Source organism: Streptomyces sp. NBC_00466 (assembly GCF_041433995.1).
GTDB lineage: Bacteria > Actinomycetota > Actinomycetes > Streptomycetales > Streptomycetaceae > Streptomyces.
Map to the genome: position 1 here is coordinate 106,680 of NZ_CP107896.1, position 14,325 is coordinate 121,004.

Consider the following 14,325-nt stretch of genomic DNA (forward strand, 5'->3'; position numbering starts at 1 on the left):
TGGCGATGGTGATCATCTCTTCCGTACTACGACGAAGTCGGCGAGCGCGATGAGCTGCGCCCGCACCCTTTCCGGCATGTCGACCCCGGTGAGCGCGTCGATCGCGATCGCGTGCTGCCTGCGGGCCTCCTGCGAGGTCCACTCCCGGCCGCCCGCCTCCTCGATCAGAGCCGCCCGTGCGGCGAACTCCTCCTCGGAGAAGGTGTCGAAGTCACTGCTCTTGGCGTCGGCTGCGAGCAGTTCGCCCAGCCGTTCCGACGCCGGTCCGCCGGCCGCGAGTGCCGCGACGACGGGCAGGGACTTCTTGCGCTGGCGCAGGTCGCTCCAGGTCTGTTTTCCGGTGGTCTCCGGGTCGCCCCAGATGCCGAGCAGGTCATCGACGGCCTGGAACGCCAGGCCGAGGTGGTAGCCGTACGCCTCCAGCGTGTCGGCCGTGCGGTCGTCGGCGCCGCCGAGCACCGCACCGATGGAGACGGCGCAGGCGAGCAGGGCGCCCGTCTTGTTGCCCTCCATCTCCAGGCACTCCTCGACGGTGACCCGTTCGCGGTGCTCGTAGGAGATGTCCTGGGCCTGACCGTCGATCAGTTTCCTGGTGGCGGTGGTCAGCCGGCGCGTGGCGCGGCCGGCCTCGACGGTGCCGAGCTCCAGCAGGATCTCGTTCGCGAGCGCGAAGAGCGCGTCGCCGACAAGGATCGCCTGCGCGGGGCCGTGCACCTTCCAGACGGTGTCCCGGTGGCGGCGCTGTTCGTCACCGTCCATCAGGTCGTCGTGCAGCAGCGAGAAGTTGTGCACGAGTTCCACCGCGACGGCGCCCGGGATCCCGGCTGCGGCCGAGGCGCCGGCGGCCTCCGCCGACAGCAGTGCGAGCGCGGGGCGTACGGCCTTGCCGCCGTCCCCGTCGGCGGGGCGCCCCTGGGCGTCGATCCAGCCGAAGTGGTAGGCGGCGACCGTGTCCATGGGCGGTGCGAGCCGGTCAATGGCAGCGCGCAGCACCGGTGAGGACAGGGTCCGTCCGCGCTCCAGGAGCGCGACAATATCGACGGTGTCTGCGGCCGGGGTCACAGGCTCTCCTCTTGTTCCAGTAACAGTGCTCATGCCGCCTCCTGAAGCGGATGGTCGTGGGTACGGCCGAGCGTGGTGAGCACGGCACCGGCGGCGCTGAGACCGCTGCGCACCGCGCCCTCCATGGTCGCGGGCCAGCCAGTGGCGGTCCACGCCCCGGCCAGACAGAGGCCGGGGATGCGGGTACGGGCACCGGGACGCAGCCGTCCGACGCCGGGGGCGGGTGCGAAGGTCGCGGTCCGCTCACGGGTGACGAAGAAGTCCCGTACACCGGCGCCGCGCGCCGCGGGCAGCAGGCGCTCCAGCTCCGGGAGATAGCGCTCTCTGAGCACGGAGACGGGCTGGTCGATGTCGTCGTCGGCAGCGGACTGGGACACCGCGAGGTACTGGCCGCCGCCCTGCAGGCCCGAGGATTCCGTACGGTCGAAGACCCACTGGACCGGAGTGCCGAGCGCGGCGAAGAAGGGCCGGCGGAGCACCTTGCGGTCGTACACGACATGGACGTTGAGGATCGGTGACGTACCGATCTCCAGCAGCCTGTCCGGTGCGTCGAGCGCCCCTTCGGGGAGCAGCGCATGGGCCTCGCGCTGCGGTACGGCGAGTACCACGGCGTCGGCCTCCAGCGTCTCGCCGTCCGTCTCCACCCGCCAGCTCCCGTCCGCGGCCCGGACGGCGCCGGAGACCTTGGCGCGCAGTTCAGTGCGTACTCCCGCCGCGTCGAGGGCCTTGCGGGCGAGCGTGTCGTGCAGGTCACCGAGCGGCGCCTGGGCCCAGCCGATGTCGGCCGCACCCGCCTCGGAGAGCAGCCCGGTCTTGAAGACCATCGCGGCGAGACCGAGCGAGGCGTGCGGCGCGGTCGCGTTGAGCGTCGCGACGCCCACCAGGTCCCAGAGGGCCTCGATGGTGCGGTCGGACTGCCCGTGCGCGCGCAGCCAGCTCGCGAAGTCGGTGTCGTCCAGGGCGGGATCGGCGAGGTCGAGCCCCTTGAGCGCCATCGCGGCGCGGCCGACGCTCGCCCGCTCTGCGAGCGAGAGATGCGGGTATGTCGCGAGGCTCCGGGCGAGGTGCAGCGGCACCGGCAGTCCGGTGCGGCGCAGCCGGCCGAGGCGCGGGCCGCCCGCGGGCGCGATGTCGAGCACGGGCACGTCGAGCCGGTCCTGCAGGGGCGCGAGGGCGGCTCCGCCGACCCGGTCGAGGAACCACCGGTAGGCGGTGCAGCAGCGCAGGTACACATGCTGGCCGTTGTCCACGGTCAGTTCGCCGCGCCGGAAGGAGAAGGCGAGACCGCCCAGCCGGGGCCGGCCTTCGAGCAGGGTCACGTGTACGCCCGCGTCGGCGAGTTCGAGTGCGGCGGTGGTGCCGGCCAGCCCTCCGCCGACCACGACCGCGCGCGTCGGCCGTGCCGCGTCGGCTGTCATACGCCCCCCTTCCGGAACCGGCCGTCGGCGTACGGACGGCAGGTCGTCGAAGTCAGGGACGCGTGATCTTCCCCGGAGGTTGAGTACCGCTCGGCGGACCGTCGCGGAGCGGGTCTGTCGAGGGGCATCAGGCGCGCCTCCGGGCGCTCTGACGTGTGATGTTCCGGGTGTCGAGTCCGGAGAGACCACGGACCGCGACGTACGCCTTCTCCCGGCCCGGCAGCGAGACCCGGCCGCGCAGGACCGCCTCGGGGTCGCGCTCGATGCGGTCCAGGAGGCGCCGGTAGATACCGGCCATCGCGGCGACACACGCCCCGCTGCGGCGGTCGAGGAAGGGCAGCAGCCGGTAGCCCTCGGCGAACAGGGCGCGGGCGCGGCGGACCTCGAAGTGCACAAGACCGGCGAAGTCGGAGCCCGCGGGCGGTGTCGCGCTGTGGAAGCCCTCCGAGCAGCCGAACTTGGCGAGGTCCTCGGCGGGCAGATAGGTGCGGCCGTTGCCCGCGTCCTCACGGACGTCCCGGAGGATGTTGGTGAGCTGGAGGGCGAGTCCGAGCGTGTCGGCGTACTGGGACGCCCGGTCGGCGGCGGCCGCACTCGCCGCGTTGCCGAAGATCCCGAGCGAGAGCCGGCCGATGGCGCCCGCGACACAACGGCAGTAGACCTCCAGGTCGTCCCAGGTCTCGTAGGTCTCGCCGCGTACGTCCATCAGTACGCCGTCGATGAGTTCGTCGAGCCCGCCGAGCGGGATCGGGAACCGGCGTGCCGCGTCGGTCAGGGCCACCGCGACCGGGTCGGTGTCGTCCTCCTCCACGGCTCCTTCGCGGATCCGTCCGAGGAGTTCGCGCGTCGACTCCAGCCGCTCCCGCTTGACGTCGGGTGCCAGCTCCCCGTCACCGATGTCGTCCACGCGTCGCGAGAAGGCGTACAGCGCGGACATGGCCTGCCGCTTGTCGGCGGGCAGCAGCCTGATGCCGTACGCGAAATTACGCGCCTGCTGTCCTGTGACGGCCTCGCAGTACGTGTACGCGGCCACCACGGGCCCCGAAACCGGCGTTTGTCCCTCCACGGTCCGGCTCACCCCTCTCTACGCGTTCCTCGCAAGACGGCTCCCGTTTCGCGCAACAGGCCGAGCTTGGTGGCTTTGGGCGGTCCGGGGAGCACGTCGAATCCGGCGGCGGAGACCGCCTGGAGAGCGGCGCTTCCACCGGCCACGAACCCGGCGAGCAGCAGCTTGAGCCTGCCATGGACGCTACCCACCAGCGGGGCGCCTTCATTCAGCAGACCCCGGGCGCGTTCGGCTTCGTAGGCGATGAGCGAGCGCACCGATGCGCCCGCGCTCGGGACCGCCAGATCCGCTTCCTGGACGTGGAACTCCTTCATGTCCTGGGCGGGCAGGTAGATGCGGTCGCGGCCGAGGTCCTCGGCGACGTCCTGGAGGTGCTCGGCGATCTGCAGCGCCGTACAGACGGCGTCGGACCGCCGGATGCGTTCGGGGCTCGCCGTGCCCGTGATCTGCAGGACGAGACGGCCGACCGGGTTGGCCGAGAGCTCGCAGTACGCGAGGAGGTCCTCGTAGGTCTCGTAGCGCCGGACCGTCTGGTCCTGGCGGTTGGCCGCGATCAGCCCGAGGAACGGCTCAGGGGTGAGGGCGCAGCGGCGGACGGTCGGCCGGAGCGCGCGCAGGATGGGGTGGCGCGGCTGCTCGCCGGGTCCGGCGAAAACCCTGCGGAGGTCGGCCTCGAACGCGTCGAGCATCGCGAGGCGGTCGTCGGCGCGCGCGGGGTCGAGCCCCAGCAGCCGGGCCTCGGCCGCAGGGGACGCGAGGTCCCCGTCGCCGATGTCGTCGACGAGCCGGGCGTAGCCGTAGACCGCCATCAGGTCGTCGCGCCAGGCGCGCGGCAGGAAGAACGGCGCTACCGGGAAGTTCTCCCCGGACGCCTTGTCGAGTGTGGTGCGCGCATGGCTGTCGGTGCCCGCGTCCCGGACGCCCGTCACCGCATACTGCCAGGCGCGGGAACGGCGGAACCATCGCGGAGCTGGGACACGTCCGTTGCCATTGCCGTCACATCTCCCGTTCTACACTGCCGACTCAATACAACCCATTTCGGACACGCCGCGCGGACCGTCAGGCAAGGCGACGCCGGGCTGGCGACGCAGGGTGAAGACCCTGCTTGCCGTGAATCAGCACCGGTACAGCTTACGTTGTACAACGACTGGCACGTCAGCGGGGTGCAGCGTGCATCACAAGAACACTCCAATCATCCGCAACCTTCCCCGCACGCACAGTACTTGACGATCACTTGACTCGCCCGGACCTGTGTACGACGGTCTGTCATTGGCCTGAACACCCTGCTCGCACCGGCGTGTCGGGATGTTGCGTCCGGCGGGTGACCGCACGGCAGCGGCCCCCGCCGGAGGTTCCGGCGGGGGCCGCTGCGGGCAGGCGGGAAGATCCGGCCAGGCAGTTACTTGCCTGTCTCCTTCTCGTACGCCTTGACGACCTCCTCGGTCGGGCCGTCCATCAGCAGTTCGCCCTTCTCCAGCCACAGGACGCGGTCGCAGGTGTCCCTGATCGACTTGTTGCTGTGGCTGACGAGGAAGACCGTGCCGGCTTCCTTGCGCAGTTCGCGGATGCGCTCTTCCGAACGGATCTGGAACTTGCGGTCGCCGGTGGCCAGCGCCTCGTCGATCATGAGGACGTCGTGGTTCTTGGCCGCCGCGATGGAGAACCGGAGCCTCGCCGCCATGCCCGACGAGTACGTCCGCATCGGCAAGGTGATGAAGTCGCCCTTCTCGTTGATGCCGGAGAAGTCGACGATCCCCTGGTACCGCTCGCGGATCTCCTCGCGCGACATGCCCATGGCCAGACCGCCGAGGATGACATTGCGCTCGCCGGTCAGGTCGTTCATCAGCGCGGCGTTGACACCGAGCAGCGACGGCTGGCCGTCGGTGTAGACCTTGCCGCTCTCCGTCGGCAGCAGTCCGGCGATGGCCCGCAGCAGGGTGGACTTGCCGGAGCCGTTGGAGCCGATGAGGCCGATGGCCTCGCCGCGGTAGGCCGTGAAGGTCACCCCGCGTACGGCATGCACCTTGCGGACACCGCGCGCGGCGCTCTTGTCCTTGCCCACGATGCGGCTGAGCGCGGCGGTGGCCGCGCCCTTGCCGCCACCGCCGGCGTTGACGCGGTACACGATGTGCACGTCGTCCGCGATGACCGTGGGGATGCGCCCCTGATTGATTACCTCAGCCACGGCCGTACCGCTCCTCAGCCTTCCAGAAAAACACGAAGCCCACGAGGCCCAGCAGGACCGCCCAGGCCGCTGCGGCCGCCCAGACGTGCGGAGGCAGGTTCTCGGCGCCGTAACCGTCGATCATGGCGAACCGGACCAGGTCCATGTAGACGGTGGCCGGATTCCACTGGAGTACATGGGCGATCCACGGCGGCTTGCCCTTGAGCATGACCGTGATGGAGAACATCACGCCCGACGTGTACATCCAGGTACGCATGATGAACGGCATCAGCTGCGCGAGGTCGGGCGTCTTGCTGCCGAGCCTGGCCATGATCAGGGCCAGGCCCGTGTTGAACACGAACTGCATCACGAGAATGGGGATGACCAGAAGCCAGGACAGCGAGGGATAGCTGTGGAAGCAGACGGCGACCACGATCAGCACGATCATCGAGTACAGCAGCTGCTGGAGCTGCTGGAGCGCGAACGAGACGGGCAGCGAGGCGCGCGGGAAGTGCAGCGCCCTCACCAGCCCGAGGTTCCCCGAGATCGCCCGGACTCCGGCCATCACCGAGCTCTGCGTGAAGGTGAAGACGAAGACCCCGGTCACCAGGAACGGGATGAAGACGTCGTGCGGCAGCCCCCGCCTGGTGTTGAGGAGCAGGCCGAAGATGAAGTAGTAGACCGCCGCGTTGAGCAGCGGGGTCGCCACCTGCCAGACCTGGCCGAGCTTGGCCTGGCTGTACTGGGCTGACAGTTTCGCGGACGAGAAGGCCAGGATGAAGTGGCGCCGTCCCCAGATCTGGCGGACGTACTCCATGAGTCCAGGCCGGGCACCGCTCACCGACAGGCCGTACTTCCCGGCCAGCTCGGCCGAGGACAGACCGTCGTCGGGAGACGGGCGGTCGCTCAGCGCGACTGCTCCGTCATGGGTTGTGTCACTCACAAGTTGAAACTTTCGTGTTCAAGATGCGCTGCCGGATCGGGACCGGGCTCGGATGCCGGGTCCCGGAGTACGTCCGATGCTCTCAGAATCGAGCTTCTCAGATCACCGGAGGCCGACCCAGCCGGGTCAGCCGCCAGACCGTACGCCATTTCATCGGTCGGCGTGGTCCGCAGGGAGTCGTCCAGCCCTCCTTGAACCCGCCGAACCATGCCTTGAGCGCGGCTCCGGAGGGGCGGCGGACCAGCGTGAGCAGCATCCACACCCCCAGGTAGACCGGCACCAGCGGTGCGGGCAGGTTCCGGCGGGCCAGCCAGACGCGGTTGCGGGCCACCATGCGGTGGTAGACCGCGTGCCGGGACGGGGCCGTGGTGGGGTGGTGCAGCACCATGTCGGACCGGTAGTCGATCATCCAGCCGGCGTCGAGGGCCCGCCACGCCAGGTCGGTCTCCTCGTGTGCGTAGAAGAACTCGCCGGGGAGCGGTCCGGCCTCGGCGATGACCTTGGACCGTACGGCGTTGGCCCCGCCGAGGAAGGTCGTGACGCGCGAGGAGTGCATGGGGTCGGATGCGCGCAGCCGGGGAACGTGGCGGCGCGCGGTGACCCCGGTGTCGGGGTCGGCGATCCGGAAGCTGATGATGCCCAGCTCGGGGTCGGCCGCGAAGGCCCGGCGGCACAGCTCGGCCGTGTCGGTGTTGGGCAGCAGACCGTCGTCGTCGAGGAAGAGCAGGATGTCGACGTCGGTGCCGGCCGGGCCGAAGGCCTCGATGCCGACGTTGCGGCCGCCGGGGATGCCCAGGTTCTCGGGCAGTTCGACGGTCCGTACGCCTTCGGGGACGTCCGGCACGGGCGCGCCGTTGCCGACGACGACCGTCTCGACCGGGTCGCCGTCCTGCTTGGCGACGGAGTCCAGCAGTGCGCGCAGCTCGTCGGGGCGGTTGCCCATCGTGATGATGACCGCGCCGACCTTCGCGGAGCCGCTTGCGCCGGGGGCCGTCACTTGAGCCTGCTCGAAGCGAGGACGGACACGAGGTGGAGCACGGACTGGAGCAGCGCGATACCGGCCAGCACGGCGACGCCGAGCCGGGTGAAGAACAGGTCGCCCCTGATCTGGTCCACGATCGCGAGCACCAGGATCAGCAGCGACGCCTCGATCCCGAGGACGAGCCGGTGGAACTTCAGCGCCCCGGCGGCCCTGCGGGCCAGCGCCATGCCGGAGGAGCGCGGCTCGGACGCCGTCTCCTTGACCGGCGGCAGCCCCTGCTGGTGACGGGCGACACCGACGAGGTCGGTCTCGGACTTGATCATGACGGCGCCGAGGGCGGCGAGGGTGCCGAGGAAGGCCCACAGCCAGTCGATACGCCCGGAACCCCAGATGTCGGCCGCGCGCAGCCCGAAGCCGACGAGGACCGCGGCGTCCAGTACATAAGCGGCTACGCGGTCCACATAGACGCCGACCATCGAGTACTGCTTCTTCCAGCGGGCGACCTCGCCGTCGACGCAGTCGAGAAGCAGATAGAGCTGAGCCATCAGCACGCCGAGCACCGCGCCCCAGATCCCCGGCACGAGGAGGGCAGGGGCGGCGAAGGCGGCGGCGACGGTCATCACGTAGGTCAGCTGGTTGGGCGTGATCCGCGTGTTCACCAGGTGCCGGTCCACGCGCAGCGATACCTCGCGCATGTAGAGCCGGCCACCCCAGTGCTCGCCGCTCCGCCGGTCCTTGACGCCCGGAGGGTGAACGACCGGGCGGAGTTCAGCTACCGATGGCTTTTGCATAGTCGGCGTAAGCGTCCTTGATCTGGTCTGCGGACAGGTTGAGGTGTTCCAGGATGGTGAAGCGCCCGGGGCGGGTCTGCGGGGCGTACTGGACGGCCTGGACGAACTCGTCCACGCTGAAGCCGAGTTCGCCGGGCAGTACGGGCAGGCCGTGCCGGCGCAGGACGTCGGCGAAGAGTGCGGCCTCCTCGGCCGCGCCGCGCAGGTGCATCGCGAAGGCCGCGCCGAGGCCGACCTGCTCGCCGTGGCTGCCGGCCCGCTGGGGGAAGAGCAGATCGAAGGCGTGGCAGATCTCGTGGCAGGCGCCGGACGAGGGCCTGGTGTCGCCGCTGATCGAGATCGCGATGCCGGACAGGACGAGCCCCTCGGCGAGCACCATCAGGAACTCGTCGTCGCCGACCCCGCCGGGGTGGCGCAGGACCGCCTCGCCCGCGGTGCGGGCCATGGCTGCCGCCAGGCCGTCGACCGCCTCGCCGTTGATCTTGTGGGACAGCTCCCAGTCGGCGATGGCCGAGATGTTGGAGATCGCGTCGCCGACGCCGGAGCGGATGAAGCGGGGCGGTGCCTCACGGATCACATCGAGGTCGATGACGATCGCGATGGGGGTCGGGACCCCGTACGAGCCCCGTCCGTTGTCGTTGTCCAGGGTCGACACCGGTGAGCAGATGCCGTCGTGCGAGAGGTTCGTCGCGACGGCGACCATCGGAAGGCCCACCCGGGCCGCCGCGTACTTCGTCACGTCGATGATCTTGCCGCCGCCGAGGCCGACCACCGCGTCGTACCGCTTGCCCTTGATGCCGTCGGCCAGCCGCACCGCGGAGTCGATGGTGCCGTCGGCGACCGAGTACCAGTCGGCGCCGGGCAGTACCGGTGCGAGCCGCTCGCGCAGCGCCCGGCCGGAGCCGTCACTGACGGCGAGAGCGAGCTTGCCCGAGGCCGAGATCCGCTGGTCGGCGAGGAGGCCCGCCAGGTCGTCGAGGGCGCCGCTGCTGATGTCGACGACGACCGGGGACGGGATGAGCCTCGTCAGTACTGGCACGCGATGCCACGGCCCTTCGCGAGGTCGTCGTGGTTGTCGATCTCGACCCAGGCGACATCGCCTATCGGGGCCACGTCGATACGGAAGCCGCGGTTCACCAGCTCCTGGTAGCCGTCCTCGTAGTAGAGGTCGGGGTCGCGCTCGAAGGTGACCTCGAGTGCGTCCGCGAGTTCCCCGGCGGCCTCGGGCTCGATGAGGGTGACGCCGATGTACTCACCGGTGGCCGTCGAGGGGTCCATCAGCTTGGTGATCCTGGTCACGGCGTCGGTGCCGTCCGTGATGACCTTCATCTCCTCGTCGGCGAGGTGCTTCACCGTGTCGAGGGCGAGGACGATCCGGCGGCCGTCGCCGCGCGCGGCGAGCAGCGTCTTCTCGACGGAGACCGGGTGCACGGTGTCGCCGTTGGCGAGGATCACACCCTGCTTGAGCACCTCACGGGCGCACCAGAGGGAGTAGGCGTTGTTCCACTCCTCGGCCTTGTCGTTGTCGATCAGCGTGATCTTGACGCCGTACCTGGCCTCGAACTCCGCACGGCGGGCGTACACCGCCTCCTTGCGGTAGCCGACGACGACCGCGACCTCGGTGAGTCCGACCTCGGCGAAGTTGCTCAGCGCGATGTCGAGAACGGTGATCGGCTCGCCCTCCCCCTCGGGGCCGACGGGCACGAGGGCCTTGGGCAGCGTGTCGGTGTAGGGGCGCAGACGCCTGCCTGCGCCGGCCGCCAGTACGAGGCCGATCATGCGGGTTCTCCTTCGTCATGTACAGCGGGTGCTCCGGAGGACACCCAGAAGCGGATGCTCTCCGCGAGCACCACGATCGCCACGGCCACGGCAAGCACCGTGAGCGCGACAGCGAAACCGTCACCGGTGGTGTGCCGAGTCGTGAGTACGGCGGCGAGTACGGCGACCACCAGGGTCCGGCCGTCGTGGCCGCCGATCGTACGCACGAGCCACCGGGGCGGCGCGCCGGTGCCGCCCTTGATGCGGTAGACCGTGTCGTAGTGATGGTAGGCGACAGCCGCTACCAGGCCGAAAGCCGCGGGCAGCGCCTCGTGGACGTCGGAGCGTGCCGCGAGCACCAGGACGGTGACGTATTCGGCGGCCCGGAAGACCGGGGGCACCAGCCAGTCGAGCGCGCCCTTGAGCGGGCGCGAGACGGCCGTTCCGGAGAGTACGCAGTACACGGCGGCGGCCGCGGCGGGCCACCAGCTGCCGACCGGCGCGAAGAGCGACACCGCCACCACGAGGGCACCGCCCGCGAACGCGATCACCGGCAGGGCGCCGCGCGGTCCCCTGAGGAACCGTGCGAAGAACTGGGCGAGCGGGCCGGAGTCGGCGAGATCGGCGAGTGCCTGGGCGGCGCGGTCGGTACGGGTGGCCCGGCGGGTCAGCGAGCGCAGGATCCGGCCGGCCGTGGTGTAGCAGGCGGCCAGGGCGCAGCCGATGAGGAGCGCGTAGAAGACGATCCGTGGGGTGGTCACGGCGGTGAGCACGGCGATCATGGCCCAGCGTTCACCGATCGGGAGCACGATCATGCGGCGCACCCAGACCGTCCAGCCGACGCTGTCGAGCTTGTCGGAGAGGGCGGCGGTGGGGCTCGTGTTGCCGCTCGCGTCGTGGTTGGCCTCGTTGAAGGAGAAGTCCACGACGTGGCGGCAGGTCTGGAGGACCATCGCGCCGAGGGCCAGCACCCAGATGTCGTCGCCGTTGCGGGCCGCGCCCAGCGCGAGCCCCGCGTAGTAGGCGTACTCCTTGGCCCGGTCGAAGGTCGCGTCCAGCCAGGCGCCAAGCGTCGAGTACTGGAGCGAGTACCGGGCGAGCTGTCCGTCCGTGCAGTCCAGGACGAAGGAGCAGAGCAGCAGCACTCCGGCGGCGATGTATCCGCCGCGGGTGCCGGTCGCGGCGCAGGCCGCCGCTATCAGCGCGGTGATCAGCGAGGCGGTGGTGACCTGGTTCGGGGTCAGCCCGTGGCGGGCGCACCAGCGCGCGATGTACCGCGAGTAGGGGCTGATGCAGTACGTCGTGAAGAAGCCGTCCCGGGACTTCACCGCCGTACGGAGCCGCACGGCCTCGTCATCGACGGCGGCGACGGCGGCCCTGGCCTCGTGGCGGGACTGCGGGTCCTGCGGGACCGAGGCGATGAGGGTGCCCAGCTCGGGGCGCTGCACGGGGGTGCCGGCGCTCTCCAGGGCCGTGGCCAGGGCATCGGGGCGCGGTTCCGCACCCGCCAGTACGCGGTTGAGCGCGGGGCGCGCCTCCGGCTGGACGGTGAGCGCACCGGGGACCGCGGCCGCCGCGAAGCGGGGATCGGTCAGCCCCAGCCGGAGCGAGTGGAGGTGGCCGACGAAACGGGTGTCGACGACCGCCACGCGCTCGTCTGCGGGTGCGGCGGTGAGCAGCTGCGCGGTCTCTGCCGCGTCGGCTGCGATGCGTACATCGAAGCCCAGCGACCGCAGATCGCCCTCCAGCGACGATCCGGGTACCGGCGCACCGGCGAGGATGGCGGTCGACAGACGAACTCACTCCTTGGAGCTGGCGTGACACACGCGGAGACGGCCCGCTCCCGGCAGGGGCGGGCGGCATGTCGGCAGAGGCTATCGGATGGACGGAAGCAGGAGTTCACGGCCCGTTTACGTCCCGATTACGTCCCGGTCCGACCGGTCATGACCCCGGGCCACCTGCTGCGGTCATCATGATCGATCCATGCCTCGCCCCACAAACCGTGCTCCCGCTCCGCTCGGAAGAGGCGGAGCCGGGGTGTCTTAGGGTGGCCGGTATGACGTGGCTGATCACAGGTGGGGCGGGGTACATCGGAGCGCATGTGGCGCGGGCGATGGTGGCGGACGGCGAGCGGGTCGTCGTGCTGGACGACCTGTCGAGCGGGCTCGCCGAGCGCCTTCCGGCCGGAGTCGAGCTGGTGCGCGGCTCGGTGCTCGACCGCGGACTCCTGGACGCCACCCTGGCCGCTCACGGAGTCACCGGGGTGGTGCATCTCGCGGGCAAGAAGCAGGTCGGGGAGTCCGTGGAGCACCCGCTGAGCTACTACCGGGACAATGTGCACGGCATGACCGTGGTGCTGGAGGCCGTGGTCGCGGCCGGGGTGCGGCGCTTCCTCTTCTCCTCGTCGGCCGCCGTCTACGGGGTGCCCGATGTGGAGCTGATCACCGAGTCGACGCCCTGCGCGCCGATCAATCCGTACGGCGAGACGAAGCTGGCCGGCGAGTGGCTGGTGCGGGCGGCGGGCAAGGCGCACGGGCTGTCCACCGCCTGCCTGCGCTACTTCAATGTGGCGGGTGCGGCCGCGCCCGGGCTGGCCGACACCGGGGTCCACAACGTCATCCCGATGTTCTTCGACCGGCTGACCCGGGGTGAGGAACCGCGGATCTTCGGCGCCGACTACGCCACACCCGACGGCACCTGTATCCGTGACTACATCCATGTCGCCGATCTCGCCGACGCCCATGTCGCCGTAGCCCGCAAGCTGTCGCCCGACGGCGGTGCGGGGGATCTCACACTGAACGTCGGCCGGGGTACGGGCGTATCGGTGCGCGAACTGGCGGATCTCGTCGCCTCGGTCACCGGGCTGCCGATGTCCCCCATGGTCGAGCCGCGCCGCCCGGGCGACGCGGCGAAGGCCGTCGCTTCGGGCGAGCTGATCGCAACGGAGCTCGGCTGGAAGGCCTCGCGCGGGGTGCGCGAGATGGTCGAGTCGGCCTGGGACGGCTGGTGTCTGCGACACCCCGGCGCGCGCCGCAAATGATCTCGCGCCCCATCCTGACCTGCCATTATTTCCGCAGGTCAGGGTGGCTGACAATGGTGTTCGGTCTCGTGTTGCCCGATACCCCTACCCCGTAGTTGGCTGACCTCTCGGACCGGCACGCTCACGATCGGGAGGCGCTCTCATGGGGGCTGGGCACGACCACGGGCATTCGCACGGCGGACCGCCGCCGACCGGAACCGCCGGGGCCGCTCACCGGGGCCGGCTGCGCATCGCGCTCTGCATCACGCTGACCGTGATGGTGGTGGAGATCACCGGCGGTCTGCTGGCCGACTCGCTGGCGCTGCTCGCGGACGCGACGCATATGGCGACGGACGCGCTCGGGCTGGCGATGGCGCTCCTGGCGATCCACTTCGCCAACCGCCCCGCCAGCGGGAACCGGACCTTCGGCTATGCGCGGGCGGAGATCCTGGCCGCATTCGCCAACTGCCTTCTGCTGCTGGGCGTGGGCGGTTATGTCCTGTACGAGGCGATCCAGCGCTTCATCACGCCGACCGCGACGGCGGGCGGCCTGACGATCGTTTTCGGCCTCATCGGTCTGGTCGCCAACATGATCTCGCTCTCCATCCTCGTCCGGGGGCAGCAGGAGAGCATCAATGTCCGCGGCGCCTATCTGGAGGTGATGGCCGACGCGCTCGGCTCGGTCGCCGTGCTGATCTCGGCCACCCTGATCCTGACGACCGGCTGGCAGGCGGCCGACCCCGTGGCCTCGATCATCATCGCCCTCATGATCGTTCCGCGTACGGTCAAGCTGCTGCGCGAGACACTCGACGTACTGCTGGAAGCGGCCCCGAAGAACGTCGACATGGGCGAGGTGCGGGCCCACATCCTGGGCCTTCCCGGGGTGGCCGACGTCCACGATCTGCATGCGTGGACGATCACTTCGGGGATGCCGGTCCTCTCCGCGCACGTGGTGGTCAGCCCCGACACCCTGGACGCGATCGGTCACGAGAAGATGCTGCACGATCTGCAGGGCTGCCTCGGCGCCCACTTCGACGTCGTGCACTGCACCTTCCAGCTGGAGCCGGGCGGCCACGCGGAGCACGAGGCGAAGCTCTGCCACTGAGGCTTTCGCCGCCCCGC

13 protein-coding genes are annotated in these 14,325 nt (G+C 70.3%); 2 read left to right on the forward strand and 11 right to left on the reverse strand.

Going from position 1 to position 14,325, the window contains the following annotated elements; genetic code table 11:
* Window positions 1-12: 12 nt before the first annotated feature.
* From OG210_RS00510 to OG210_RS00560, 11 genes are all read right to left on the reverse strand, one after another.
* Entirely contained in the window at window positions 13-1,095 is a 1,083-nt protein-coding gene (locus tag OG210_RS00510) for a polyprenyl synthetase family protein (protein WP_328333801.1), read from the reverse strand.
* Complete coding sequence (gene hpnE / locus OG210_RS00515) at window positions 1,092-2,480, reverse strand: hydroxysqualene dehydroxylase HpnE (protein ID WP_328333799.1); 1,389 nt, start codon at window positions 2,478-2,480, stop codon at window positions 1,092-1,094. Before hpnE ends, OG210_RS00510 begins: the two co-directional genes overlap by 4 nt.
* A gap of 127 nt (window positions 2,481-2,607) precedes the next feature.
* Window positions 2,608-3,558, reverse strand: a complete 951-nt coding sequence (gene hpnD / locus OG210_RS00520; protein WP_371534720.1) for a presqualene diphosphate synthase HpnD — start codon at window positions 3,556-3,558, stop codon at window positions 2,608-2,610.
* Window positions 3,555-4,475, reverse strand: a complete 921-nt coding sequence (gene hpnC / locus OG210_RS00525) for a squalene synthase HpnC (RefSeq protein ID WP_371534722.1) — start codon at window positions 4,473-4,475, stop codon at window positions 3,555-3,557. The genes hpnD and hpnC overlap by 4 nt, the downstream gene beginning before the upstream one ends.
* A 470-nt stretch (window positions 4,476-4,945) precedes the next feature.
* Window positions 4,946-5,731 carry an ABC transporter ATP-binding protein gene (locus OG210_RS00530; RefSeq protein ID WP_328333793.1) on the reverse strand — a complete coding sequence of 262 codons (786 nt, stop codon included), beginning with the start codon at window positions 5,729-5,731 and terminating at the stop codon, window positions 4,946-4,948.
* Entirely contained in the window at window positions 5,724-6,653 is a 930-nt protein-coding gene (locus OG210_RS00535; protein ID WP_328333791.1) for an ABC transporter permease, read from the reverse strand. Before OG210_RS00535 ends, OG210_RS00530 begins: the two co-directional genes overlap by 8 nt.
* A 97-nt stretch (window positions 6,654-6,750) precedes the next feature.
* Window positions 6,751-7,596 carry a glycosyltransferase gene (locus tag OG210_RS00540; RefSeq protein ID WP_328335679.1) on the reverse strand — a complete coding sequence of 282 codons (846 nt, stop codon included), beginning with the start codon at window positions 7,594-7,596 and terminating at the stop codon, window positions 6,751-6,753.
* A gap of 50 nt (window positions 7,597-7,646) precedes the next feature.
* Window positions 7,647-8,426: a CDP-alcohol phosphatidyltransferase family protein gene (locus OG210_RS00545; protein WP_328333789.1), complete on the reverse strand. Its 780-nt coding sequence runs from the start codon at window positions 8,424-8,426 to the stop codon at window positions 7,647-7,649.
* A complete protein-coding gene (locus OG210_RS00550; RefSeq protein WP_328333787.1) occupies window positions 8,404-9,465 on the reverse strand; it encodes an iron-containing alcohol dehydrogenase family protein in 1,062 nt (353 codons plus the stop codon). Before OG210_RS00550 ends, OG210_RS00545 begins: the two co-directional genes overlap by 23 nt.
* On the reverse strand, window positions 9,453-10,205 hold the full coding sequence (locus tag OG210_RS00555) for a sugar phosphate nucleotidyltransferase (protein WP_371534726.1): 753 nt from the start codon (window positions 10,203-10,205) through the stop codon (window positions 9,453-9,455). The genes OG210_RS00550 and OG210_RS00555 overlap by 13 nt, the downstream gene beginning before the upstream one ends.
* Entirely contained in the window at window positions 10,202-11,977 is a 1,776-nt protein-coding gene (locus tag OG210_RS00560; RefSeq protein ID WP_328335678.1) for a DUF5941 domain-containing protein, read from the reverse strand. The genes OG210_RS00555 and OG210_RS00560 overlap by 4 nt, the downstream gene beginning before the upstream one ends.
* A gap of 263 nt (window positions 11,978-12,240) precedes the next feature.
* Here OG210_RS00560 and galE point away from each other — a divergent pair, with 263 nt between their 5' ends.
* The gene (gene galE / locus OG210_RS00565) at window positions 12,241-13,224 is read left to right on the forward strand and encodes a UDP-glucose 4-epimerase GalE (RefSeq protein ID WP_328333779.1); all 984 of its coding nucleotides are present in this window, start codon (window positions 12,241-12,243) and stop codon (window positions 13,222-13,224) included.
* Between the two features lie 142 nt (window positions 13,225-13,366).
* Entirely contained in the window at window positions 13,367-14,308 is a 942-nt protein-coding gene (locus tag OG210_RS00570; RefSeq protein ID WP_371534729.1) for a cation diffusion facilitator family transporter, read from the forward strand.
* Window positions 14,309-14,325: the final 17 nt, after the last annotated feature.